The 25,261-nt window shown below is 37.5% G+C and carries 26 protein-coding genes, 1 tRNA gene, 1 other RNA gene and 1 pseudogene; 20 read left to right on the forward strand and 9 right to left on the reverse strand.

Annotated features, from left to right (window positions below; genetic code table 11):
• Positions 1–45: 45 nt before the first annotated feature.
• The 6 genes from V5290_RS14335 to V5290_RS14360 form a co-directional block, all read right to left on the reverse strand.
• On the reverse strand, positions 46–2,124 hold the full coding sequence (locus V5290_RS14335; protein WP_333387163.1) for a methyl-accepting chemotaxis protein: 2,079 nt from the start codon (positions 2,122–2,124) through the stop codon (positions 46–48).
• Between the two features lie 263 nt (positions 2,125–2,387).
• A complete protein-coding gene (gene serA / locus V5290_RS14340; protein ID WP_333387166.1) occupies positions 2,388–3,617 on the reverse strand; it encodes a phosphoglycerate dehydrogenase in 1,230 nt (409 codons plus the stop codon).
• A gap of 209 nt (positions 3,618–3,826) precedes the next feature.
• Positions 3,827–4,483 carry a ribose-5-phosphate isomerase RpiA gene (rpiA, locus tag V5290_RS14345; RefSeq protein ID WP_333387169.1) on the reverse strand — a complete coding sequence of 219 codons (657 nt, stop codon included), beginning with the start codon at positions 4,481–4,483 and terminating at the stop codon, positions 3,827–3,829.
• Positions 4,484–4,595: 112 nt separating this feature from the next.
• Positions 4,596–5,249, reverse strand: a complete 654-nt coding sequence (locus tag V5290_RS14350; RefSeq protein ID WP_333387172.1) for a 5-formyltetrahydrofolate cyclo-ligase — start codon at positions 5,247–5,249, stop codon at positions 4,596–4,598.
• Positions 5,250–5,428: 179 nt separating this feature from the next.
• Positions 5,429–5,612: non-coding RNA, 6S RNA (gene ssrS / locus V5290_RS14355), on the reverse strand.
• A gap of 390 nt (positions 5,613–6,002) precedes the next feature.
• Complete coding sequence (locus tag V5290_RS14360) at positions 6,003–6,305, reverse strand: cell division protein ZapA (RefSeq protein ID WP_333387175.1); 303 nt, start codon at positions 6,303–6,305, stop codon at positions 6,003–6,005.
• A 172-nt stretch (positions 6,306–6,477) separates the two neighbouring features.
• On the opposite strand from V5290_RS14360, the gene V5290_RS14365 reads away from it, so the two are divergent.
• From V5290_RS14365 to V5290_RS14395, 7 genes are all read left to right on the forward strand, one after another.
• The gene (locus V5290_RS14365) at positions 6,478–7,047 is read left to right on the forward strand and encodes a UPF0149 family protein (RefSeq protein WP_333387180.1); all 570 of its coding nucleotides are present in this window, start codon (positions 6,478–6,480) and stop codon (positions 7,045–7,047) included.
• A gap of 11 nt (positions 7,048–7,058) precedes the next feature.
• A complete protein-coding gene (gene pepP, locus V5290_RS14370) occupies positions 7,059–8,357 on the forward strand; it encodes a Xaa-Pro aminopeptidase (RefSeq protein ID WP_333387183.1) in 1,299 nt (432 codons plus the stop codon).
• Entirely contained in the window at positions 8,350–9,609 is a 1,260-nt protein-coding gene (gene ubiH / locus V5290_RS14375) for a 2-octaprenyl-6-methoxyphenyl hydroxylase (protein ID WP_333387186.1), read from the forward strand. The genes pepP and ubiH overlap by 8 nt, the downstream gene beginning before the upstream one ends.
• On the forward strand, positions 9,606–10,823 hold the full coding sequence (locus V5290_RS14380; protein ID WP_333387189.1) for an FAD-dependent monooxygenase: 1,218 nt from the start codon (positions 9,606–9,608) through the stop codon (positions 10,821–10,823). The genes ubiH and V5290_RS14380 overlap by 4 nt, the downstream gene beginning before the upstream one ends.
• A gap of 156 nt (positions 10,824–10,979) precedes the next feature.
• A complete protein-coding gene (gene fabV, locus V5290_RS14385; RefSeq protein ID WP_333387191.1) occupies positions 10,980–12,176 on the forward strand; it encodes an enoyl-ACP reductase FabV in 1,197 nt (398 codons plus the stop codon).
• A 149-nt stretch (positions 12,177–12,325) separates the two neighbouring features.
• Positions 12,326–12,402, forward strand: a tRNA-Pro gene (locus V5290_RS14390).
• A 75-nt stretch (positions 12,403–12,477) separates the two neighbouring features.
• The gene (locus tag V5290_RS14395) at positions 12,478–13,437 is read left to right on the forward strand and encodes a KpsF/GutQ family sugar-phosphate isomerase (RefSeq protein ID WP_333387193.1); all 960 of its coding nucleotides are present in this window, start codon (positions 12,478–12,480) and stop codon (positions 13,435–13,437) included.
• Between the two features lie 72 nt (positions 13,438–13,509).
• Here the strand turns inward: V5290_RS14395 and V5290_RS14400 are convergent, their stop codons facing one another.
• Positions 13,510–13,776: a DUF1145 domain-containing protein gene (locus V5290_RS14400; protein ID WP_333387196.1), complete on the reverse strand. Its 267-nt coding sequence runs from the start codon at positions 13,774–13,776 to the stop codon at positions 13,510–13,512.
• Positions 13,776–14,384, reverse strand: coding sequence for a 16S rRNA (guanine(966)-N(2))-methyltransferase RsmD (rsmD, locus tag V5290_RS14405; protein ID WP_333387199.1), 609 nt, complete (start codon positions 14,382–14,384; stop codon positions 13,776–13,778). Before rsmD ends, V5290_RS14400 begins: the two co-directional genes overlap by 1 nt.
• A gap of 97 nt (positions 14,385–14,481) precedes the next feature.
• Between rsmD and ftsY the strand changes: the two genes are divergently transcribed.
• The 3 genes from ftsY to ftsX are packed head-to-tail and all read left to right on the forward strand — an operon-like array spanning position 14,482 to position 17,622.
• The gene (gene ftsY / locus V5290_RS14410; protein WP_333387202.1) at positions 14,482–15,939 is read left to right on the forward strand and encodes a signal recognition particle-docking protein FtsY; all 1,458 of its coding nucleotides are present in this window, start codon (positions 14,482–14,484) and stop codon (positions 15,937–15,939) included.
• Between the two features lie 17 nt (positions 15,940–15,956).
• Positions 15,957–16,628: a cell division ATP-binding protein FtsE gene (gene ftsE / locus V5290_RS14415; RefSeq protein WP_333387205.1), complete on the forward strand. Its 672-nt coding sequence runs from the start codon at positions 15,957–15,959 to the stop codon at positions 16,626–16,628.
• 1 nt (position 16,629) lies between these two features.
• A complete protein-coding gene (gene ftsX, locus V5290_RS14420) occupies positions 16,630–17,622 on the forward strand; it encodes a permease-like cell division protein FtsX (protein ID WP_333387209.1) in 993 nt (330 codons plus the stop codon).
• 457 nt (positions 17,623–18,079) lie between these two features.
• Here ftsX and V5290_RS14425 read toward each other — a convergent pair whose 3' ends face one another.
• Positions 18,080–19,054 carry an integron integrase gene (locus V5290_RS14425; RefSeq protein WP_416351619.1) on the reverse strand — a complete coding sequence of 325 codons (975 nt, stop codon included), beginning with the start codon at positions 19,052–19,054 and terminating at the stop codon, positions 18,080–18,082.
• A gap of 351 nt (positions 19,055–19,405) precedes the next feature.
• Here V5290_RS14425 and V5290_RS14430 point away from each other — a divergent pair, with 351 nt between their 5' ends.
• The 10 genes and pseudogenes from V5290_RS14430 to V5290_RS14475 form a co-directional block, all read left to right on the forward strand.
• The gene (locus V5290_RS14430) at positions 19,406–19,729 is read left to right on the forward strand and encodes a hypothetical protein (protein WP_333387212.1); all 324 of its coding nucleotides are present in this window, start codon (positions 19,406–19,408) and stop codon (positions 19,727–19,729) included.
• Between the two features lie 155 nt (positions 19,730–19,884).
• Positions 19,885–20,829 (forward strand): hypothetical protein, encoded by a 945-nt coding sequence (locus V5290_RS14435; protein ID WP_333387215.1) that lies wholly within the window; start codon positions 19,885–19,887, stop codon positions 20,827–20,829.
• A gap of 104 nt (positions 20,830–20,933) precedes the next feature.
• Positions 20,934–21,311, forward strand: coding sequence for a hypothetical protein (locus V5290_RS14440; protein WP_333387218.1), 378 nt, complete (start codon positions 20,934–20,936; stop codon positions 21,309–21,311).
• Positions 21,312–21,428: 117 nt separating this feature from the next.
• A complete protein-coding gene (locus V5290_RS14445; protein ID WP_333387222.1) occupies positions 21,429–21,830 on the forward strand; it encodes a hypothetical protein in 402 nt (133 codons plus the stop codon).
• A 134-nt stretch (positions 21,831–21,964) separates the two neighbouring features.
• Positions 21,965–22,312 (forward strand): hypothetical protein, encoded by a 348-nt coding sequence (locus V5290_RS14450; RefSeq protein ID WP_333387224.1) that lies wholly within the window; start codon positions 21,965–21,967, stop codon positions 22,310–22,312.
• A gap of 190 nt (positions 22,313–22,502) precedes the next feature.
• The gene (locus V5290_RS14455) at positions 22,503–23,198 is read left to right on the forward strand and encodes a toll/interleukin-1 receptor domain-containing protein (RefSeq protein ID WP_333387227.1); all 696 of its coding nucleotides are present in this window, start codon (positions 22,503–22,505) and stop codon (positions 23,196–23,198) included.
• Positions 23,199–23,334: 136 nt separating this feature from the next.
• Complete coding sequence (locus V5290_RS14460) at positions 23,335–23,685, forward strand: hypothetical protein (RefSeq protein WP_333387231.1); 351 nt, start codon at positions 23,335–23,337, stop codon at positions 23,683–23,685.
• Positions 23,686–23,807: 122 nt separating this feature from the next.
• The gene (locus tag V5290_RS14465; protein WP_333387235.1) at positions 23,808–24,152 is read left to right on the forward strand and encodes an Imm8 family immunity protein; all 345 of its coding nucleotides are present in this window, start codon (positions 23,808–23,810) and stop codon (positions 24,150–24,152) included.
• 130 nt (positions 24,153–24,282) lie between these two features.
• A complete protein-coding gene (locus V5290_RS14470; protein WP_333387222.1) occupies positions 24,283–24,684 on the forward strand; it encodes a hypothetical protein in 402 nt (133 codons plus the stop codon).
• 287 nt (positions 24,685–24,971) lie between these two features.
• Positions 24,972–25,261, forward strand: a pseudogene (locus V5290_RS14475) (transposase); the annotation flags it as partial.

The raw sequence follows: 25,261 nt of genomic DNA on the forward strand, positions 1-25,261 counted from the left end.
AGGTGCCTATTATTAAGGTACCTCATGAGTTTATAGGAGTATTATTTATTGCAATTTAAACTTCTTAACTAATAAATCCAGCTGATTGTTTGCTGCTGTTAGTTTTTCAGTGCTCTCTAGCGTTTCTTCTCCATTCATTTTTAGTTGCTGCACCATTTCATTAATGGTTGTCATGTTACAACTTACTTCTTCTGTAACGACACTTTGTTGTTCTGAAGCTGTGGCTATTTGAGTACTCAAGTCATTAATATGAAAAATAAAGTTAGTCATGTTATCTAAGCTATCTGTCACACGTGCTGTATTCTCTGCTGTTCGTTGGCAGCTACTTCGAGTGACATCCATGGCAGTTACTGCATTTTCTGCATCGTTACTGAGAGTGGAAAGTATCTGGTTTATTTCACCAGTACTTGTTTGTGTTCGTGCTGCTAATGAGCGGACTTCATCTGCTACCACTGCGAAGCCTCGCCCCTGTTCACCTGCTCTTGCTGCTTCTATTGCAGCATTTAACGCTAATAGGTTAGTTTGATCTGCAATTTCACCAATCACACTTAATGCTTTAATTATCTCTTGAGTGTTGTTGCTCATGGTATTAATACTTGCTGATGCTGAATCTACCTCATCTACCAGAGCTATAACACTATTTGATGCCTCTGTTACAATTTGTTTGGATAGTATTGCTTCATCATTGGCTTTTTGCGTATTGGTTGAAGTATCAGCTGCATTTTGTGCAACACTTTCCGACGTACTACTCATTTCTGTAATAGCACTTACTACTTGATCAGTTTCACTGGCATGAGTGAGTAGTGCGCTGTTTGATTTTATTGATTGTTCATTCAATTGTTCAGTTGTGGCTGTGATATTTAACGATGCTTGGGATATATCAAGCATCATCGACTGCAGGTAAATAATAAAATTATTTACAGACTGGCTGATGTCGCTTAGTTCGTCGTTATTAACAATCGCTATGCGTGACGTTAAATCTGCTTCACCAGTGGATAAGGTATCAATACGATCTTTTAGTATGCGTAAGTTTTTCATAATAGCTGTGATAATCCAAATAACGATCACAAATGATAAAAGGATTAACACGCTCGCAGTCGTGATCATTGATGTTACTTGCTCATCGAATATATTTGCAGTGACTTCTGTTAAGCTATTTTGAACCTCAATTATGTCGTTTTCATATACACCAGTAACAATTGTCCATCCCCAATCTGGGAAGATATTACGAGAGTAGGTGATTTTATTCTCATGTTCTTTTGTTGTTGGATTTTCATATACAACATTCACCAATGCTTCTGTTTTACCTTTGATGGCCTCTGCAATTAATTTAGTGCTTTCTGTGGTTGTGTTTATGATGGATTGTTTAGGGTGGGCAATGATTTTACCATTTGTATCTTGAATCCAAAAATATCCATTTTTTCCATATTTAGCAACTATCACTGCGTGTAAAGCAGCTTCAATATTATGTGCTCGTAAAGTACTGATATACTCTCCGCTAGCAATAACAAGATTTAAAGGTTCGAAATAAAAAGAAGCGGTTATTTTATCTTCTTGAATATTTGTTGTCGGATTAGTGAAGGCATATTCACTAAATCCTATCTCATTGCTTTTAGCAGCTTTGACAATATCTTGGACATAGTACTTTCCGTCACCACTGACTTTATTATAGTCATTGTTACCTATGTTTTTTAAATTGCTGCCATAGGCTTTTGCAATATAAGAAGAGGCATTATAAGCAAATAAATAACGACCATTATTCCATCTATATTGATTTATAAAATTATAAATACTTGTTTCTGCTTCTGCTTTAGAACTGCTATTTTGATAAATCTTGTCAAAAGTCGCTCTAAACTCTGACATTTCCTTAGCTAAACCTTTTTTTATATTGTCAATTTTTGAGTTGTTATAAAAGTCAGTGATGGCATAAGTAATTGTATCTATTTGACCTTGAAGGTTATCGTTGAGTACTTCTGCGAGTTGGACTTGTACATTTTCTTTTTCTTTATCAAGTACGTAATGCTCTGTCTCGATGGAAGAATAAATGAAAAATGCAGCCATTATTAACAATGGAGCACACAGCGTAATGACGAGCTTTGTTTTGATAGTTAACTTTATGGACATGTATATTCCCTATTGTAGATATTTTAATTTAACTACAGGAATTATAGACTAGAAAGGGCCTCAAACTGTTACTAATTACCACTTTAGTGATATTTATCAATTATGGCTATTATTCTTCATAAAACAGTTCAATGTCGACTTCTCAGGCAAGAGAAAATGCTGTATTGGATGTAAATGATTAGAGTAAAGGGTAGCAACTAAATTATGCTAATAAACAAAAAAGGGACTCAATGAGTCCCTTTTAATAGATTAGTACATGCTTATTAGTTTAATAAACGTGCGCGGATTGTACCTTCAATTTGTTTCAGCTTTTCTAATGCTGTATCTGCATCTTCACTGTTTACATCAATAACTACGTAACCAATGTTTTCATTAGTTTGTAAATATTGAGCTGCAATGTTGATATCGTTATCAGCAAATGCCAAGTTAATCTTAGTTAAGATACCTGGTTGGTTGCGGTGAATGTGTAACAGACGGCTTGCGTTTTTATGTGCAGGTAAAGATACTTCTGGGAAGTTTTTAGAAGACAGAGTAGATCCGTTATCTGAGTATTTAACTAGTTTTCCTGCTACTTCATAACCAATATTTTCTTGAGCTTCCTGTGTGCTACCGCCTACATGTGGCGTTAGGATCACATTATCAAATTCACGTAATGGAGATTCAAACTCTTCAGTGTTTGATTTTGGCTCTGTTGGGAATACGTCTACCGCTGCACCCGATAATTTTTTGCTGCGTAATGCATCACAAAGCGCTGGAATATCAACAACGGTTCCACGTGCTGCATTCATGAAAATGGCACCATCTTTCATTTGTGCAAATTCTTTTGCACCCATCATATTTTTCGTTGAATCAACTTCTGGTACATGTAAGCTAACAACATCTGACTTAGCTAATAATTCTTGTAGGCTAGCAATTTGTGTTGCATTACCTAGTGTTAGTTTACTTTCAATATCATAAAAAGAAACATTAAACCCCAAACCTTCAGCAAGAATACCGAATTGTGTTCCGATATGACCGTAACCGATAATACCTAAGTTTTTACCGCGAGCTTCGTATGATGCTGTTGCAGATTTATCCCACTCACCACGGTGCGCTTTTGCATTACGCTCAGGAACACCACGTAATAGTAGCAATGCTTGACCTAGTACTAATTCAGCAACACTACGAGTGTTTGAGAAAGGTGCGTTAAATACTGCAACACCTTTTGCTTGTGCTGCGCCTAAGTCTACTTGGTTCGTACCAATACAGAAGCAACCAATAGCCACTAATTTTTCGGCAGCTGCTAATACTTTTGCATTTAAGTTAGAGCGCGAACGAATACCGATGAAATGCACATCTTTAATCTTTTCAATTAAATCTTCTTCACTTAATGAAGTTTTAATACTTTCAATGTTGGTGTAACCCGCATCAGTGAATGTTGATACTGAACTAGGATGTAAACCTTCTAGTAGAAGAACTTTAATTTTATCTTTATTGAGTGAATACTTAGTCATTGTATTTCCTTGAGCCTTATTTAAAGGTGAATGGACAATTTTGCGAATAATTTTAGTGCTCGTAAAATAGCAAAAACAGTCATCATTGTGAATCTGAGAGTGCTGTTTCTTATATAATAAAATGAAACCACTTTCTACTGACTACTGCTGTTGTATTACGCTGAATTGACTCTCAGTATATTGAATTTAGTTGAGAGTCAAACGTGCATTTATTTTAAGGTGTTCACACCACTATCTGTACCAACAAGTACAACGTTAGCCGCGCGGTTTGCGAATAAACCATTAGTAACTACACCGACGATTGAGTTGATTTGGTTCTCTAAGGTTAATGGCTCTGCGATTTTAAGATTATATACATCTAAAATAACATTGCCGTTATCTGTCACAACACCTTCACGGTAAACTGGGTCTCCGCCTAATTTAACTAATTCACGAGCAACGTAGCTACGCGCCATTGGAATCACTTCAACTGGTAACGGGAAGTCGCCAAGGATATCGACGTTTTTAGTGTCATCTACAATACAGATAAATTTATCGGCAACAGCTGATACAATTTTTTCACGAGTTAATGCTGCACCACCGCCTTTAATCATATGGTTGTATGGATTAATTTCATCTGCACCATCTACATAAATGCTCAACTCTGACACTTCATTTAGGTCAAACACTTCAATGCCAAACCCTTTTAATTTTTCAGTGGACGCTTCTGAACTGGATACTGCACCAACAATGTTATTTTTGATTGTTGCTAATGCATCAATAAAATGATTTACCGTCGAACCTGTACCAACACCAACAATGGTATCTTTTTCTACATATTCTAGGGCTGCATAAGCTGCTGCTTTTTTCTTATCGTCTTGCGTCATGACTTTTAATCCTGTTCCGTGAGAGTGAGTCTTGAAAGTGGCGCGATTATACCCCTAATTGCGTTGTGAATTTAAGCTAAATTTACTAAAAATATTAAAATAAGTGTGGGTATTATTTTTGCGTTGAAAAATGTAAATGTTGCTGTGGGGTAATTATTTCTGGCAATGGCACATCCCAAGCCTGAATTGGTAATGATTCGACACACTGACAATCATGTGCCAATCCTATTGGATATGGTCCCGATCGATCTTCAAACCATGGTGCGAGTAAGCGATCGTAGTAACCGCCGCCCATACCAATTCGGTTTCCTTCCGTGTCAAAAGCCACTAAGGGGGTGAATACGATATCTAACTTGTTAGCTGGGAAAATTTCAGGGTGCTCAGTAATATTAGATAATTGTTCTGGGGAATGATTAAATAAACTGGCTAATTTGGGCTCTTTGATGCCATAGCGATTAGTTATCATTTCAGTCTCTGGGTGATACGCTAAAAAGAATAAATGCCCTTTAAGTGTGGGGTGCACCATGGGTAAATAAACGTTTTTACCTTGTCTCCAACACCATTCAATGAATAAAGTTAAGTCAATTTCGCCATCGTAAGCTAAGGTAACAGAAACGTGTTGTGCTTGTGTAATACGAGGGTGATTAATCAAGCGAGAGAATAAGTCTTTAGACGCTAGCTTTTGTTGTCCTTCGCTCAATGCTTTTCGTGCTTTACGCACTATTTTTCGAATGTTGTCTCGTTGAGAATTAATAATATTCGCCACCAATAATTTGTGATGTTGAGAGTGTTAGATACCGAGTATTTTAGCAAATACATAGTAAAGCATACAACAAAATGAATTGATTAATATTAACGAGTTAGGGAATAAATGTAGAGGTGTTTTTACCAGCTTTAACTGATAATTTTGTTGCCATAAAAATAATAAAAACAAGCTTAAAAAGAAGTTAACCCAAGGATACCGCTGTTGACTGTGACCTTGAACCCGAAGGTCAAGGTGGTGTATTAGTGCTTACCGCAGGTTTCTCGATACTAGTCGAGTTTACACAATAGTAATCAACCTAATTCACCAGGGTAATACTTATCGGCTCAGGGACTTAGTCAAGATTAACGGGTACCCGAGGGTTGAATAAACTGTACCTACTTTAATTCGTTTTTTAAAGGGTTTTTAAGAAAAAATGGGAAGTTTGTGACTGCTTGATGTTTTTTTACACACAATATTTACCACGCTAATTAACAGCGTTATTTTGTATACGGTCTTTGCTTGATAACTAGACTTAAGGAGTAGGCTGGGAAAATACTTTATGTTTCAACTCTTTGTCTTTCATTTGCTATTTTTCATTAACATTAGCTGGCTCACTTAAGGGCGATTAAGAGGCATTGATAGTGATTAAGTGGAATTAAAAGAAAAATTGTTACAAATACCGAAACCGCTAATTTTTTATGTAAGTGGTGTCGGTATGTTTTCAGAAAGGGTAAAAAGATAAGCCAGATGTCGTTTTAATATGTTTGTTTTGATTTATTCTTCTGTTGGCGGTGTTTTATCTAGTGCGCCATTGATCGCATCTTGTAATTGTTGAATACGATTATTTAACTGATCTGTCTGGGCTTGCATTTCGGCTTTGATCGTATTGAGTTGATGGCGATAATTTAAGGCCGCCATCACCACTAATTGATCGTTACGAAGGTGTCTTGTATTACCTTTCATTTCTTTAAGATGCTCATCAACTTGAGCAACTGTACCTAACAGGTTTTCTTGTTCACCGTCAGGGCAACCAATTTTATACTGTTGGCCTAAAATAGTAATATCAAGATGTGCCATAATGCCCCCGTTAGATTAAGTAAATAAGGGAGTATTCTGTTTCCCTAAAAAAAATGTTGTATTGTGCGCGAACTATATCGACCTAGCTATCAAGTTTCAAGTACTTACTGGCGACGAGATCTCGTGGATGATAGAATAAGTTAACTATCTTTCGTTTATTATGAGTGTCGCTATGAATTCTGCTGTGTTACCAAGTTTTGATAAAATTTCGCAAGCCCTTGAAGAGGCTGAGCTATTCACCAATGCCGCGGAGACCCATGGGGTACTGTCTGGCTTTGTTTGTGGAGGCATTGCATTAGATGATAAAAGTTGGCAACCTTTGTTTAATGATGTTGTAAATGAAGGCATGGCGTTATCTTCTTCTTTAAAAAAACTGATCGCTGAAATATATGCGGACGTAGTAAAACAATGTGCAGACGATGGTTTAGGTTTTCACCTGCTTTTACCGAAAGATGAGAAGCCTTTAGATGAGCGTGCTGAAGCGATGGCACAATGGGCTCAAGGCTTTTTAGTAGGATTTGGTATGGTCCAGCAATCTTTAAACCAAGCCTCTGAAGATGTACAAGAAGTGATTCGTGATATTCGAGATATTTCTCAACTATCTCTTGATTTTGAACAAGAAGATGAAGAGTCTGAAATTGCATTTACTGAAATTGTTGAGTACCTTCGAGTGAGTGCGATGTTATGTTTTAATACTTTTTCTCGTCAGACATCATCACCTGTTTCTAACACACTGCATTAATTAGAGAGCCTATGACTGAATTTACTAAGCGCCGCCAACTATTTGCTAATAGTATGCTAGACAATAGCATGGCTATTTTTCCTGCTAATCAAGAATTAACTCGCAGTAATGATACTGAGTTTCGTTTTCGCCAAAACAGTGATTTTTATTATTTATGTGGATTTAATGAACCTGATGCGTGTTTATTATTAATTAAGCAAAATGACCAATTAACCACTGTTTTATTTAATCGTAAAAAAGATAAAACAGCTGAAATCTGGCACGGTTATCGATTAGGGCAAGAAGCTGCGATTAACTCACTGGCAATCGATCAAGCTTTTGTTATCGACGAATTTGAAAGCAAATTAACTGAATTGTTGGTGGGTATTGAGACTTTATATTATCCAATCTTAAGTGGGATGAGCTTAGATCAGTCATTACAAAATGTACTTAATGGATTACGCAGTCGCTCACGTAGTGGTTTGATTAGCGTTAATCAATTTTTAGATTGGCGACCTGCGCTACATGAAATGCGCTTATTTAAAAGTGAAGCAGAGCAAGCCATCATGCGTAAAGCGGGTGAAATATCTGCGTTGGGGCATGTGCGTGCAATGCAGCAATGTAAACCGGGGATGTTTGAGTTTCAGTTACAGTTAGAAGTGGAATATGAGTTTGCACGTCAAGGCACTCGTGATGTGGCTTATAACAGCATTGTTGCTGGAGGTAACAATGCTTGTATCTTACATTACACGGAAAACGATCAAATATTAAAAGATGGCGATTTAGTATTAATTGATGCCGGTGCTGAATATCAGGGCTATGCAGGTGATATCACTCGTACTTTTCCTGTGAATGGCCGTTTCTCTGAAGAGCAAGCAATTATTTACCAGTTGGTATTAGACTGCCAGTTATTGGCCTTAGAACTAGTGAAACCTGGGATCAGTGTATTAGAGATTAACCAACAAGTTGTCACTAAAATGACTGAAGGGTTATTAGCATTAGGCATACTAAAAGGCGAATTAGCGAACCTAATTGAAGAACAAGCTTATAAAGCCTTTTACATGCATGGCTTGGGGCATCCACTTGGTTTAGATGTACATGATGTTGGTAATACCGGAACGATTCAGTCGCCACGTGCATTACAAGCTGGGATGGCGATTACTATCGAACCAGGTTTATATATTAGCCAAGATGCAGATGTAGAAGAACGTTGGAAAGGTATTGGCGTTCGTATCGAAGATGATCTGGTTGTCACAGACTCTGGATGCGAGATCTTAACGGCGGCAGTGCCTAAAGAAATTGAAGCAATTGAAGCGTTAATGAATGGCTAATTTATCTCAATACAAAGATTTAACAGAGCACTCACAAGAAACTATTATCTATGATGTAGTGATTGTTGGTGCTGGTATGTCGGGGGCTTTACTCGCATTAACTTTATTAACGCAAAAGCCATCGTTAAAAGTTTTGTTGCTGGATGAAAATGCTCAGCGTTTATCATCCTCCGAAATTAAAGCTGAACATAACCCTAGCTTCGATGCGCGTTGTATTGCATTAAATGCTGGCTCTGTAGATATTTTAGATAGTTTGTCGCTATGGACAGATATCAAAGCTCATGCTCAAGCTATCGAGAGTATTCAAGTCTCTGACAAAGGTTATTTTGGCGGTGCCGAGTTATCTCCTGAGTTAGATGGAGATGCTTTTGGTTACGTGGTTGAATTACGACATGTGGGTCGGGTACTTTCTCGTGAGTTAGGAACATTCCCCTCATTAAGTACACGTTATAAAGTTAAATTAGATAGCCTATCACAACAACAAGATGTCATTCATTGTGTATTGGATAACGGTGAAACAGTCACAGCTAAATTGTGTGTCGGTGCTGACGGTAGTCGCAGCCAAGTCCGCACTTTATCTGGGATCAGTAGCAGCCTTTCTGATTATCAACGTAGTGCTATTATCTGCAATATTAGTTGCCACAAAGCACATCAAAACACTGCCTACGAACGCTTTACAAAAAGTGGGCCAATCGCTTTATTACCTATCAGCAATAAGCGTTTTTCATTAGTTTATTGTGTTGAAAAGCAACAAGCGGAACAGATAGCTCATTTATCTGATAGTGAATTCTTAGCACAATTGCAGAAGAAGTTTGGTTACCGTGCGGGCTTATTTGAACAAACGGGTAAACGCGATATTTACCCTCTAAACCTACTAAAAACGACTAAACCTATTGCTCACCGGACGGTATGTATTGGTAACGCTGCGCATAGTTTACACCCGGTAGCAGGCCAAGGGTTTAATTTGGGGTTAAGGGATTTGTTTGTACTGGCCACCATTATTGCAGAGTCTGATGATATCGGCTCGTTCTCTATGCTCAATGACTATTGGCAATGTCGTGAAAAAGATCATCACAACACAATTTGGATGACCGATAGTTTAGTGCGTATTTTTAGTAACCACTATCCTGTATTAACGATTCCTCGCAATATTGGTTTAAAAGCAATGAATCTTTTTCCATTTTTATCCGCGCCTATTATTGAACAGTCTAAAGGGCAGTTTGATTTGTTTAACAGAGAGAAATTATCATGATGCAGTCCTATGATGTCACTATTGTCGGTGGCGGTATGGTGGGTTTAACGCTGGCGCGCTGTTTAGCTAATAGCAGATTGTCGGTTGCGATCATTGAATCTAAACAACCAGCTGCATTGAGCGAAGAGCCAGAAAATCGCGTCAGTGCGCTAAGCTATGCGAGTAAAACCTTGTTTGATAATTTAGATGTCTGGTCACAATTAAATATGCAACGTGTTACGCCTTACCATAAGATGCAGGTCTGGGAAAAAGATAGCTTTGGTAAAATAGCTTTTGATGCAAAACAAGTTAACCAGTCCGACCTAGGGTACATTGTTGAAAATGCCAATCTGCAACAAGCCTTGCTAACAAGCGTTCAAAAACAAGCAAATGTTAGCTTCTTTTGTCCTGATGCTTTACTGAATATGGCGATCGGTGATGGAGAAGCTTGGCTGACTTTGGAAAGCGGTAAACAATTAACCTCTAAATTAGTCGTCGCTGCTGATGGTGCTAATTCATGGGTTCGCCAGCAATTAAATATCCCTTTAACTCAATGGGATTATCAACACAATGCGATTGTTGCGACTATAAAAACAGCTGAATCTCATCAATCTTGCGCTCGACAAATATTCACTTCGCAAGGACCATTAGCTTTTTTACCTTTGTACGAGTCACAAACAAACTCAATAGTGTGGTCATTACCTCCAGATCAAGCCAGTTTATTGATGGCCTTAGATGATCAAGCTTTCAATCAAGTGTTAGCGCGTACTTTTGATAATCGATTAGGTCTGTGTGAAGTGCAAGGTAAGCGTCATAGTATCCCTTTAACGATGCGTTATGCTCGTGATTTTGCTAAGCATCGCGTGGCGTTAATTGGAGATGCAGCTCATACGATTCACCCTTTAGCAGGGCAGGGCGTTAACCTTGGCTTACTTGATGCAGCTTGTTTAGCTGAAGAGATTCTCAAACAGCTTGAACAGGGCAATGATATTGGTTTGTACCAAAACTTGCGTCACTTTGAACGTTGGCGCAAGGCTGAAGCTACTGAAATGATTGCTTCAATGGAGTTATTAAAACAATTATTCGACGGTGATAATCCCGTTAAAAAAGTACTTAGAGATGCAGCCTTATTAATGGCTGATACCATTTCGCCATTAAAGAAACAATTTATTAAGCAAGCAATGGGTGCTAATGGTCATAAACCTGCCATTTGTTTACCAAAAGCGCTTGTTTAAAGACTAAATCATTAACTTATATTCTTGTTTTTTGGCATTTGCTAAGAGAACAGGTATATTAGCGATAATTTTACTTACGCCTTTAATTAAAGACCTCGTTTATTGATAAAACGAGTCTATGATTGGAGGTTTCTAATACCATAAGAGCGAAATAATATGATCATTAAACCAAAGATTCGTGGCTTTATTTGTACGACTACACACCCAACGGGTTGTGAAAAAAACATTCAAGCACAAATTGAATACACAAAAGAACAAGGCAAAATTGAAAAAGGCCCTAAACGTGTATTAGTGATTGGTTCTTCTGCTGGTTACGGCATGTCATCACGTATTGCTGCTGCATACGGTAGTGACGCATCAACGATTGGTGTTTTCTTTGAAAAACCTGCTACTGATCGTAAACCTGGTTCTGCTGGTTGGTACAACAGTGCTGCTTTTGATAAGCAAGCAAAGGCAGATGGCCTATACGCTAAAAGCGTTAACGGTGATGCATTCTCTAACGAAACTAAACAACTTGTTATCGATACAATTAAAGCTGATCTAGGTCAGATTGATGCAGTTATCTACTCAGTTGCTGCGCCTGTTCGTAAATTACCTGATACAGGTGAAGTAGTACGTTCAAGCCTAAAACCAATTGGTGAAACTTACACATCAACGGCTATCGATACTAACAAAGACACGATCATTGAAGCATCTGTAGAGCCTGCAACTGAAGAAGAGATCGCTAATACTGTTACTGTAATGGGTGGACAAGATTGGGAACTTTGGATGAATGCATTAGCAGACGCTGGTGTGTTAGCAGAAGGTGTTAAAACCGTTGCTTACTCTTACATTGGTACTGAAATTACTTGGCCAATCTACTGGGATGGCGCATTAGGTAAAGCAAAAATCGATTTAGATCGTGCTTCTACAGCTATCCAAGCACAACTTGATCCTCTAGGTGGTGAAGCTTACGTATCAGTACAGAAGAGTGTTGTTACGCAAGCAAGTGCTGCGATCCCTGTAATGCCTTTATACCTATCAATGGTCTTTAGAATCATGAAAGAGAAAGGTTTACATGAAGGTTGTATGGAACAGATTCACCGTCTATTCACAACACAACTATTTAAAGCCGATGGTTCTGCACCAACGACTGATGAAGCGCGTCGTCTTCGTCTTGATGATTGGGAATTACGTGATGAAGTACAACAAGCTTGTGCAGAATTATGGCCACAAATTACAACAGAAAACCTGTTTGAATTAACTGATTACCAAGAATACAAAGATGAGTTCTTACAACTGTTTGGTTTTGGTGTTGACGGTGTTGATTACGAAGCTGATGTTGATACATTAGTAGAGTTTGATTGCCTGTAATCACGTATTGAATGCTCTCATTCATTAATAATACCCGCTACATGCGGGTATTTTTTTAGCCAACAATCAACTTTGTGGTGTTAGTTACATAACAAACAGATGACTTTTTTGTTGCAACTTTTAACTAAATAATTAAAATTGTGCAGCATCGGTATGTAGCGCAGCTTGGTAGCGCACTGTCATGGGGTGTCAGGGGTCAGAAGTTCAAATCTTCTCATACCGACCAATTTCCTCGTTTATTAGACTGATCACTGAATTAGTGTGATTGGTATTACCTTTCCTCTCATATAAAGGAAGCTTCATGTCTCGCTTTTCATTGCCAGAATCTCAATTATTAAAAGAAGTTAAAACCGTTTTTGAAGTACAAAGTGCTGCGATCACGGACCATAGTAATCAAGTGGGTGAGGCTTACTTACAAGCTTTAGCATTGATGAAAAACTGTCAAGGTCGTGTGATTGTATGTGGTATGGGTAAATCTGGACATATCGGTACTAAAATTGCGGCCACATTAGCTTCTGTGGGCACGCCTTCATTCTTCATGCATCCTGGTGAAGCTTTTCACGGAGATTTAGGTATGGTCACTAAAGATGACGTATTATTGCTTATTTCTTACAGTGGTGAGACAGATGAGTTATTAAAAATCATCCCATCATTACAACACTTTGGTAATAAAATAATCTCTATTACTGGCGGTAAAGATTCAACCTTAGCAAAGCATTCTGATGTTGTATTAGATGCGAGTGTTGAAAAAGAAACATGCCCAAATAACTTAGCACCTAGTACTTCTACGACTTTAACCTTAGTGATTGGTGATGCACTGGCGAATACCTTAACGTTAGAGAAAGACTTTAGTCCAATGGATTTTGCGCGTTTCCATCCGGGAGGCAGCTTAGGTAAACGATTACTGACTTTTGTTCGTGATGAGATGCGCAGCGATAATTTGCCTATTGTCTCGGCTGACACCTCCGTTACTGATGTATTAATGGTAATGACTGAAACGCGAACTGGATTAGCGTTAGTATTAGATGGTGAAAACTTACAAGGCGTGATCACCGATGGAGATGTTCGTCGCTTTTTAATCTCGGGTGAAAATATTGTTGATAGCAAAGCATCGAACTTAATGAATGCTACACCTCGTCTTATCTCAGCTTCTGCACGCTTAACTGAAGCAGAAGAACTAATGCGTGAAAAACATATTAAATGGTTAGTTGTTAGTGAAGATGGCAAAAAGGTCGATGGTATTATCGAGTGGGGACAGTAAAACTTACTAACTAAAGACTTTAAAATAGAAAGGATGAACTGGTGTTCATCCTTTTTGGGTTTTAAGACTTTCTTAATTTAGTAAACGATCTTTTAGTTGCCACATCTTAAACACACCAAAAAAGAATATTTCAATACCTTCTTTCTTAGTTAATTTTAACTTTTCAGCAAAAGCTCCGTAAACTACTAACAGTTGAATTGCATGCATTACCACAACAAAAGCGAGTAAAAAGTAGAAGGCCATGGCCGCTTTTCCCGGAAAAGGAAATATTAAATTAGCCAGTAATAAGCCCCAAATAATCACCATCAAGCCTTTTGCAAAGGGGATAAAATAAGCCATTAACTTTCTCTCTTGAATAATTGGTAACGAACTTGCCCTGCATTTTTCTCTTTTAGCAACGTCCAATTACTTGGGAAGCTCAAGTTAGTTAAGGTATTTTCAACTTCCACATAAATAAGGCTGTTGTCGGTTAAATAACCTTGCTCTTCTAGTTGTTCTATACAAGGTTGAGCTAATCCAAGATTGAAAGGCGGATCAATAAAAACAACATTGTACTGTCGACTGGCGTTTTGCGATAAATAACGTAAAGAGTCACCTTGTATCACTTCGGCGTTTTCTGCTTTTAAAGTCGAAATATTATTTTGTAGTTGAACTGCAACTTGTTTGTCTAGCTCTAAAAATGTACAAAATTGACAGTAACGAGATAATGCTTCAAAGCCTAAGCTACCGCTGCCACTGAAACAATCGAGGCAGTTTGCATCACGAATATCATGCATTAGCCAATTAAAAAGGGTTTCTTTAGTGCGGTCAGTGGTTGGTCTTAACCCTTGTTTATCTTTTACAGGGAGCTTTTTTCCACGCCATTGGCCTGATATTAATCGGATAAATCCATCGGAGTTGGGCTTTTTACCTTTTTCTTGGCTTGAAGCTCGTTGATTTTTACGCATATTATTTTAAGTCCGGGAAGCAATAGTGTTAATATAGCAATTCAGTATGCTCGCTATTTTAGCAGGGTAATCAGCTTGTTAGTAAGGTTTTTAATTAATGTCTAAAAAGAAAGGGTTGTTTTCATGGTTTTCTAAAAAACCAGCCAAGAAAACAGAGCAAGAAATACAGTCAGAAGTATTAGCTCAACAAAAAGCAGCGGAAGCGGAGCAGCAAGTCGAATTAGCTGCGCAGAAAGTAGAGCAAGAACGTATTGCTGAAGAAGCTAGGTTAGCCGCGGAAAAAGCAGAGCAAGAGCGTATTGCCGAAGAAGCTAGATTAGCCGCTGAAAAAGCAGAGCAAGAACGTATTGCTGAAGAAGCTAGATTAGCCGCTGAAAAAGCAGAGCAAGAACGTATTGCCGAAGAAGCTAGGTTAGCTGTAGAAAAAGCTGAAACAGAAAAGCAAGTTCAACTAGCCGCAGAGCAAGCACAAAAAGCACAAGCAGAGAAGGCTCGTCAGGCTTACCAAGAAGCACAACGTAATGCAGAATTAGCGCGCCAACAAGTTGAGCAAGACAGTGTTGAAGAAGTAGAAAGCCAAGAAGTCTCAGAAGTTAGTGAAGTCGTCGCTCCTGAAGAAGATAAAAAATTAGGCTTTTTTGCTCGCTTTGCTCAAGGTTTAAAGAAAACACGTTTAAGCATAGGTAGCGGGTTATTATCTTTATTCAAAGGTAAAAAGATCGATGACGATCTATTTGAAGAGTTAGAAGAGCAGCTAATCGTTGCGGATATTGGTGTAGAAACGACTTTACGCATAATCAACAACCTTACTGAACATGCAAATAGAAAACAGCTAAAAGATGCAGAGGTGCTTTATGACCTGCTGAAAAAAGACTTATCAGATATTCTTGAAGAAGTTGAACAACCTTTAGTAATTGATGCTACCAAAAAACCTTATGTTATTTTAATGGTAGGGGTGAATGGTGTTGGTAAAACAACCACAATTGGTAAATTAGCTAAGAAATATCAAAATGAAGGTAAATCAGTGATGCTGGCAGCAGGTGATACCTTCCGTGCCGCCGCTGTAGAGCAATTACAAGTATGGGGCGAACGTAATGACATTCCTGTTATAGCTCAACAAACTGGAGCTGATAGCGCATCGGTTTTATTTGATGCAATGGATGCTGCCCAAGCACGTGGGGTAGATGTTTTAATTGCTGATACTGCTGGGCGTTTGCAAAACAAAGACCACCTAATGACAGAGTTAGCTAAAGTTGTGCGTATCATGCGTAAAAAAGATGAAGCTGCTCCTCACGAAATCATGTTAACTATTGACGCGGGTACTGGGCAAAATGCCATTAGCCAAGTTAAATTATTTAACGAAGCAGTCGGCTTAACCGGAGTTACCTTTACTAAGTTAGATGGTACAGCGAAGGGGGGAATTATCTTCTCTATCGCAGATCAATTTAAACTACCTATCCGCTACATAGGCGTAGGTGAAGGCATTGACGACTTAAGAGAGTTTAATGCGAAAGAGTTTATTGATGCACTTTTCTCTAAAGAAGAAGAATCATAACAAGGTAAAAATAGACGATGATATTATTTGAAGAGGTCAGCAAAATTTATAGCGATGATCATATCGCATTGAATTCCGTCAACTTTCACTTGAAACAAGGTGAAATGGCATTTTTAACGGGGCATTCTGGCTCAGGTAAAAGCACACTGTTGAAATTGGTAAGTTTAATGGAGCGTCCGACGACAGGGCGTATCGTATTAAACGGTAATGATATCAGTCATATCAAAGGCAATGATATTCCTTATCTACGTCGCCATATTGGTATGATCTTTCAAGATCATCGTCTACTGATGAATAGGACAGTATTAGACAATGTTGGTTTACCTTTGTTAATTGAAGGATACAGCAGCTTTGAAATTAAACGTCGTAGCTTAGCGGCATTGGAAAAAGTGGGATTATCTGGAAAAGAGAATGCTTTCCCGATTAACTTATCAGGTGGTGAGCAACAACGAGTTGGTATCGCACGCGCTATTATTAACCAGCCGCCACTTTTACTGGCAGATGAACCAACGGGTAATTTAGATCCTAAATTGTCTTTAGAAATTTTAACGTTATTTGAATCGTTAAATAAATTTGGGATGTCAGTGCTCATTGCAACCCATGATTTAGGGCTTATTGCTAAGATGCGTTATCGCACCTTGACCTTACGCGAAGGGCATATGATTAATGACGGTTTATTAAGGGATTGATATGAATAACAGTTTGGGCGCAAGCAAAAGAAAGTTATCAGGCTCACCTAAAATTAATAAAGTCTCATTTCTTGGGCGTGTAAAAGCCACGATTAGCCAACATATACATCAACTAGTACATAATTTTATGGAGTTATGGAAAACGCCATTTGCGACTTTGATGACGATTTTAGTTTTGGGTTTAGCGTTATCATTACCTACCGTGTTCCATGTCGTTTATAAAAATGTTGATCGAGTTGGAGGACAATGGGAAAGCGCTTCAGAAATCAGTCTTTTTTTGAAAAAAGATCTGTCTGATGAGCAAGTACAAGTATTGATTAATAAGCTAGGTCTCTATGAAAACATTGAAACCGTTACTTATATTTCTCGTCACCAAGCTCTACAAGAATTTAAAGAAATGTCTGGCTTTTCTAAGGCTCTTAATTATTTAGATGAAAACCCATTACCTGCAGTCTTAATAGTCATCCCCGTTCAATCGGCGATGAATCCTGCCGGTAGTAAATTGTTGGTAGCTAAGCTTGAACGAGAGCAAGACATAGATTTAGTACGGGTTGATATTGATTGGATTGAGAAGCTTCAGGCTATCTTTTATTTAGTGGTCGATATTGTCATCGCTATCGCGACTTTATTACTGCTGTCCGTGTTATTGATCGTAAGTAATACCATCCGGCTTAATATTTTAAACCAACGCGCAGAGATAGAAGTACTAAAATTGGTCGGAGCAACCAATCGTTTTATACAATTACCTTACCTTTATATTGGTGCCTGGTATGGCTTTTTAGGTGGTGTTATTGCGTGGTTATTCTCAGTTATTATGGTGATTTGGTTAGAGTCGGGTGTTGATAACTTAACTGGTCTGTATAAAGCTAAGTTTGACATCATCTCATTAAATTTTAATGAATCTATTATATTATTGATAATAGGCGCTTTATTAGGATTAATCGCCTCATTTATATCGGTAAAACAATACCTAGTGACGATTGAACCAAAATAAATTAGTGTTAAAAATAAACAAAAACACCTAAATTTCTTGGATTCAGATAATAAGTGCATAACTTAAATTGGTAGAAGAAAATGGTCATCTGAAAGCAGAAGCTGCAGAGTATCGAGAAAGTAAATCGATTAAGAAAGCTTCATGAGCTGAAATGGTTACTGCTTGATAGTTGTTATAAGAGGGAATCCTGCTTAGGTATAATTTTGATAGTTCTAGAAAAAGAACCAAATAAATTTTCGAGAATACAATAGCTGTTAAATAGCCATTTAATTTATTTTACCAAGTTCATGACAAAAGAATAAATTAAGCCGTTTTATAACTTTCTTTTGTGGCATAAAGCGAGATAGAACTTTTGCTCTATTTATCTGTTGAATCATCCAGTTGACCAGGTCACCTATATTTCTAAAAAGCACAAATGCAATAAGACCATTACGGATTGTAAAGTCTTTTTCTATGTTTATAATTTATGAAAAATATTATCAAATGGACTGACCGTTCCTGCGTGTCTTTCTCCAATCACGTGTGTGTGTATCTCGGTTGTTCTTAAATCTGAATGCCCAAGTAACGTTTGAACTGTTCTTATATCAGTTCCATTAAGTAATAAGGCCGTTGCAAAACTATGGCGAAATGTATGTGCTGATACTTTTTTATTGATCTTTGCTTTTATGGCTGCTTGCCGTAAATGGCGAGTTAACGTTGACGGATGAAGATGATGGCGACAAATATATCCATCGATAGGGTGTTCACAACGAGTAGAAGAAGGGAATAAATATTGCCATGCAAAATCTTTCATTGCTGCTTTATATTTTCTATGTAATGACGCTGGTACTGAAGTTAAACCAAATCCATCAAGTAAATCTTGTTCATGTATAGCTTCAACATGGTTTATTTGGTTAGTGATAATTTCATTAAGCTCTTTAGGTAATATTGTTAATCTATCTTTTTGTCCCTTTCCTCTAAAAATAAATATAGTTTGATTTGAAAAATCGATATCTTTTACGCGTAACCTTAATACTTCATTTAAACGTAAACCTGAGCCATAAAGGATAGAAACAATTAGCCTATAAGGCATTTTTAAGTGACTAATAATAGCTGTTACTTCATTTGGAGAAAGAACAGTTGGAATATTTTTAGGGAGTTTAGCGTAAGAAAAAATTAAGCCATCAAATTGTTGTTCGAAAATGTGTTTGTACATGAACACTAAAGCGCATAACGCTTGATTTTGTGTTGCAGCGCTGACGCCTCTATTTACTGCTAAATGAGTCAAAAAATGATTTATTTCCGCTGCACCCATTTCTTTAGGATGCCTTTTATCATTAAAAATAATAAAAAATTTTACCCAATATAAATAACTTTTTTCTGTTTGTAGGCTATATCGTTTTGTTCGAATTACATCTCGAAGAGATTGTAAAAAAGGAGATTTGATAATCATAAAAACACTTCACTATAACTGTTTATTTATACAGTTATAGTAAGGTTTATATAAAAATGCAATTTTTTGTGTAGAAAGTGAGCATTTAATTGCTCGCTTTCTATACGGATTTTTTTATAGTTTATTGATTTATAAACTTTAATGTTTTAAGCATTGCGTCATACTCAGCGCAAGAGAGCTGAGTATGACGCAATGCTTAGTTTCTACAAATTTAATGTTTAAAATAAAACCACATATTTTATTATAAAGCTTTGACTGGTAATGATTTAATTATTATTATTTTATTATTTTTTATTTCATAATCCGTTACTATCGTGAATTATGGATAATATACTGTTAAGCATCTAAATTATGCAACGTAGTAATCCTATAGAATTTGAGTACAGCAAAGAAAAGTTTTTGGCATTGCTAGCTCACGGTGCAAAGCCAGATGAGTCACCTTACTCTCACAAACAAATAGCAGAGTGGTGTGAGAAATTCTGGAATAAATACTGCGATGTTGATGCGCCGAAGAGCATTGAAGAGATCATGCCAATACTGGCTGACGTTGAAACACAATGGGATCTCTATTTGGTGAACACATACTCAGCCGAAGAGCTTCGTAAATTAAGCTTTGAGACGGTAAAATTACCAGTAGAGTGGTTTATAAATTGGGCGGAAGAGGCCAATGCTTAACAAACGCAGTCAGTGCGACATTCATTCCGGCGCTTTTTGCATGCCGGTCGCTACGCTGGCATACAAAAATCACCTACATAAATGCGCCTGCTGCGGGCGTTAGCTTTCATCAATAATCCCTGCTTATCACTTAAATTTCAAGGAAGTAATTAGATATGACATTCAGATTAGATCTAGCAAATAGAGCTAGTTTATTTGGTAATTATGCTTCATGGCATGAAGATAATAATATACTCGATAAATCTCATATTAGTTTTGCATTCAGCATTTGCTACTTAATCAATTCATTGGAAAATATACATAAGTATAAGAATGAAAGTTTACATCAATTCGATTTATTAAAAGGATCAATCAAAAGCCAATCAGATGAAATTTGTTTTCAATCGCCATCTCTTTTTAATCTATTTTCCGAGGTTTCAATATCGTTAACGCAAATAAGAATTATGCAAAATACACTTTTGGATCTGATTAGTAAAAAATTAAAAGTGTCTATTTCCCCAAGTATGAATACTTATGTAACGAAATGGAAAAAAAGAAATAGGTGTGATTCAGAAGAAAAGCTCTATGCATTAATAGCCGATTATTGGAATCATAGTGGTTTCAAAGTTAAGCAATACCGAGATATTGACCAACACTATGGACAGTTATTCCATCATGCAGTAATAAAGAGGAATGGTGAAAACGTGGATTTACAGTTAATGCTTCCTGACAATCCAAATGAAAAAAGTCCTAAACGATTTACTTACAAACGAAAAGTAGATGCAATATTATTTATTCAGGACGCCTTTAACTCACTACATACTCTAATTAATGAAGTGAGTATTCTTTTAGGGTATAAAAACCAAATATTATTCGACCTGAACATTGCTTTAAATGATGATTATCAAAATTACTTAACGGTTGTTTTTGACCCTTACAAAGGCAGTATGACAGGACAGGAAGTTCTTATCGAAAATGGCACTAAGTTCGGTGCTACGCACGTTGAAGAGTGTGATTTAGAGCAGTTTTCTTTTATAAAATTGCCAGAGTATTTTAAAGTTAGAGAGTTACCCAAACATAATTATATTGTAGGGAAAAAATTTAAATTTCAAGAAGGCTAACAAGTTACTCAAACGGACGCTAAACAGTTGGCTAGCGCTCGTTCCTCGCAATTTTAGCCAACAATTTCGCGCCGCTTAGTAAGGCGTTATATGCCTAGGAAAGTATGAAGTTATATCGAACTTTAGATGAAGTTGAAATCTCTGGCTCTATTAATGAATTAGCCGAAATTCATAAGTCACTTATGAGTGCTTCGGATAATTATAATGAAACGTTTATCTTTGATACTTCTGGATCTTCAAAGTCTTATGATTTTCTCGAGGAAAAGCTAACTATTTTAACTAGTCCTAAACCTGCTTGTGCTTCATTCGATGAGAATATAGGTTTAGTTGTTAGTGGTAATATAGCTAGTCTTAAAGCCTTTGGTTCATTTTTCGATTTTGAATTCGATGCTAAAACCGGTGAGCATTATCATTGGGATAATGCATGTGATCCTGAATATACGTCAAGAGACACACTGCCTATTGTTGTATCTGTAGCGTAATAGGCATATAACAAGGGTTTTCAAGTCGGACAAATTACAGTTGGCTTTTTGTTCGTGCCTCACTTATTTTAGCCAACTGCAATTTGCCGCTTAAAACGGCGTTAAGCATCTAAAAGTATGAGCTACGATATCGAATTACCCAATCCGTTTGGGTTTAGAATTAACATAAAAGAAAGTGATGATCGATTGCCATCTATTGGCTGCGAAGTAGAACTAAAGTTAGAAATGCCTAGAGGTATTTTCACATATTCTGCAAAGGATATTTGGTTTGAGTGCTCTGTAATTGATGACTTCTTGGTTCAACTCAAAAAGTTAAGCTTGGGCGAAGCTACTAAGGCAGAATTCTACGACATTGATCGAGAGATCGTTCTTTCTATTACCAAGGGCCAAATTCAACTGTCAGTTCATCGAATTCACAGTGAGATAGGTTCAGGTTATTTAGAATTCAAACGTGAAACTGATAATGACATTGTTCTTCAGTATATTGAGCATTTAGAAAATTTCGCAAAGTGGTGGTAGCAATGCTTAACAAGTCAATGCACTCGGGACTTGCTAAAGCTGTCACATTTTTTGTACCAAAAAATCCGCCAACTTCACAAAGCCGGTGATTGAGGCGTTAGCTGTAGAACATACGCTCTGGATCCTTTAACAGTATGATCATTTTAGACACCTTAGAATACTCTTTTGCAGACGAGCTAGCGGTTGGTTTCTCTTATGATTCTGAAGGAAAGAGAATATCCATAACCTTTGAGTCATATTACAAAAATAACCAATATGTAGAAAAAAAATGCACTTTGACCATTGAATCCTGGACCGAGGGAGAAAGCAAAATGCATGGTCAGGAGAAATATGGAGAATTAGAAAGTAACTTGGGAATCCCTAGCTTATTGTTAGGTGTTGATCAGAGTGAGAGCATGGTAGTTTTAACAATAAACACGTTAGATGACAGGTATCTTGTATTGCGGTTCGTGGGTGCGCATATTAAAGTCAATGATGTCTAGTATTGGATTTAATCAGGTCTGAGTGTTCGGGGCATAGGTAAGCGCAGCTAACAAGTCAGTGCAGACCGACATTTTACGCGGAGTTTGGCTTGTGGTTTAGCTGTCGCTCAACTTTACCACAAGCCAAACTCCGCTTAAAATGCGGCTGACTGAGGCGTTAGAACTATATTCAAATTAAGGAGAAAACATCATGGCGAGATGTACCGCACCAGTGAGAGGGCACAGTTCGGCCGCAGCAGCGGCAAGTTGTCCAGCGTGCAGATATAAAAGTAGCGGGTACGGAGGCTATAGCAGTTATCGTCCATCATATTCTTCCTACTCTAATACGAGTAGTTCCTCTAGTGGCGGTGGAAGTAGTTCGAGAAGTTCAAAGCCTCGCTGGTCTAAGTCGAGTTCTTCAGTTACTTACACTTCATCTCAAATTCAATCATTAACTCCAATAAGAGATGCAGTTGAAAGTAAGGCAGCAATTCAACCTGATGTTCGAGATGCTTTTTTATGTCACGCGTGGGCTGATCGAAAAGAATCAGCGAAAGAGCTACATGATTTACTTGAAGCTGCTGGTGTAAAAGTTTGGTTCAGTGAAAAAGATCTTGGGCTAGGCGTGCCCATGATGAGAGCTATCGATAAGGGGTTAGCAAATTCTAAAGTAGGTCTTGTTTTGGTAACTCCTGCAATGTTGGAGCGTCTTCCAAAAGAGAGTGTTGCGGATAAAGAGCTATCTGCTCTATTAGCAGGTAATCGACTAATCCCTATCGTGCATAATACAACTTATGACGCTCTTCGCAATGTGAGCCCATTACTTGCGTCTAGATCGGGCTTAGACTCTTCAGAAGACTCGATGACCGAGATAGCTGAAAAGATAGCCGAACTGGTTGAAATTTAGTCCGGTGCAGTATAGTTCTAACAAGTCATTTCAGCAGGACAAATAACAGTTGGCTTTGCTCCTGCGTCGCTATTTTAGCCAACCATTATTTGCCTCTGAATGAGGCGTTATATGCACTTAAATTGGGGAATTTAATTTGACCTATGAATATCCAGAAGAACTAGAGTTTTTTGAAAGAGGCTTTGGGTATTCTGAAGAATACGACCATGATGAAGGTCAATTTTCATTTGTTATGGATTATGATAATGGTAGTAAATTAACATTTACTCATTCCCCATTTGGAAACAATTCTATAACTGTTAAGTTATTTCAAAATGAAGAGTTGGTTTTTCATGTGTATAAAGAAAACTTACGAAGTGTTGAGTTTCAGTCATGGAGTGGGGAGCAAGTAATAAGAGCTTACCTTGATGATCCTAACTGTTGTAATGACTTTTTAGTCTATTTTAATCCCAAACCAAGACTAAAGTATTGTGAACCAAATATGTGAATGTGCATATAACAAGCGCTTTAAAACGGAACTAAAACAGTTGGCTACGTTTCGCTTCGCTCCACATTATAGCCAACAATTTTAGTCCGCTTAAGCGGGCGTTATACGGTTAAGGAAGATTCGTGACACCTATCATTCTCAGTTTTGATTGCACAGATTATGATCCCATAGATTCATGGTTATTCCCTGAACCAAAAAGTGTGGATTTCTGGATGAATTTTACTATTGGTCTTGACCAAAGAGGAGGTAATGATTTCCAGTTGCACATTTTAACTACAGAGATGGTTCAGAATAATACTTCACTTAATAATGCCATTGTTTTAGATTGTTACAGCTGGGATGCAGTTCGCTTAAAAGTAAATGAAATTCTCGACCAATGTAGCGGTGAAAACTGGGAAGACATCTGTAGTAAACTGTCACAAAAAATGGCTTGGGAGTATGAAAATTATCAGCCATACTCTTTTTAAGTTTAGTTCAGTATTGAACCGTATAACAAGCTGTTCAAGCGGGACAAATAACAGTTGGCTGATTCCGCTTCGCTTCACATTTTAGCCAACTACAATTTGCCCCTTAACAGGGCGTTAAGCATCTAAAAGTATGAGCTACGATATCGAATTACCCAATCCGTTTGGGTTTAGAATTAACATAAAAGAAAGTGATGATCGATTGCCATCTATTGGCTGCGAAGTAGAACTAAAGTTAGAAATGCCTAGAGGTATTTTCACATATTCTGCAAAGGATATTTGGTTTGAGTGCTCTGTAATTGATGACTTCTTGGTTCAACTCAAAAAGTTAAGCTTGGGCGAAGCTACTAAGGCAGAATTCTACGACATTGATCGAGAGATCGTTCTTTCTATTACCAAGGGCCAAATTCAACTGTCAGTTCATCGAATTCACAGTGAGATAGGTTCAGGTTATTTAGAATTCAAACGTGAAACTGATAATGACATTGTTCTTCAGTATATTGAGCATTTAGAAAATTTCGCAAAGTGGTGGTAGCAATGCTTAACAAGTCAATGCACTCGGGACTTGCTAAAGCTGTCACATTTTTTGTACCAAAAAATCTGCCAACTTCACAAAGCCGGTGATTGAGGCGTTGAGGCTGTAGAATTTCTCCGAAAAGAACGTTTTTACGTTCTTTTTTCATAATCTCTAATTGTACAAAAAACAACCTTTATTGAGCAGTCCCTCTGTGATCTAATAGTTATTATTCGTTTAGAGATAAACATGATGGCACTCTTATAAAGTAAAGAGGCAAACCTGACTTATCTTGCCAAAGTAAATTCATTCCGATTGATTTCGCACAGTAAATTATCCCCCGTACTTTTGAATACGCACTTTCTCATATCGTCGACAAACACCTTGATTTAAGTTCTTTTGATAAATGGTATGACAACGACAAAGGTGGCGCTGCAGCTTACCCTCCTTCAGTTATGCTTAAAATAATCTTGTTTGGTTATTCACGAGGCTTGGTCAGCAGTCGTCGTATTGCAAATGCCTGTGAAACCAATATTACCTTCATGAGTTTATCGGGTGACGTACAACCACATTACACTTCAATTGCCAGTTTTGTCGC

The organism is Psychromonas arctica, from assembly GCF_036697365.1.
In the GTDB taxonomy this organism is placed as follows: Bacteria; Pseudomonadota; Gammaproteobacteria; order Enterobacterales; family Psychromonadaceae; genus Psychromonas; species Psychromonas arctica_A.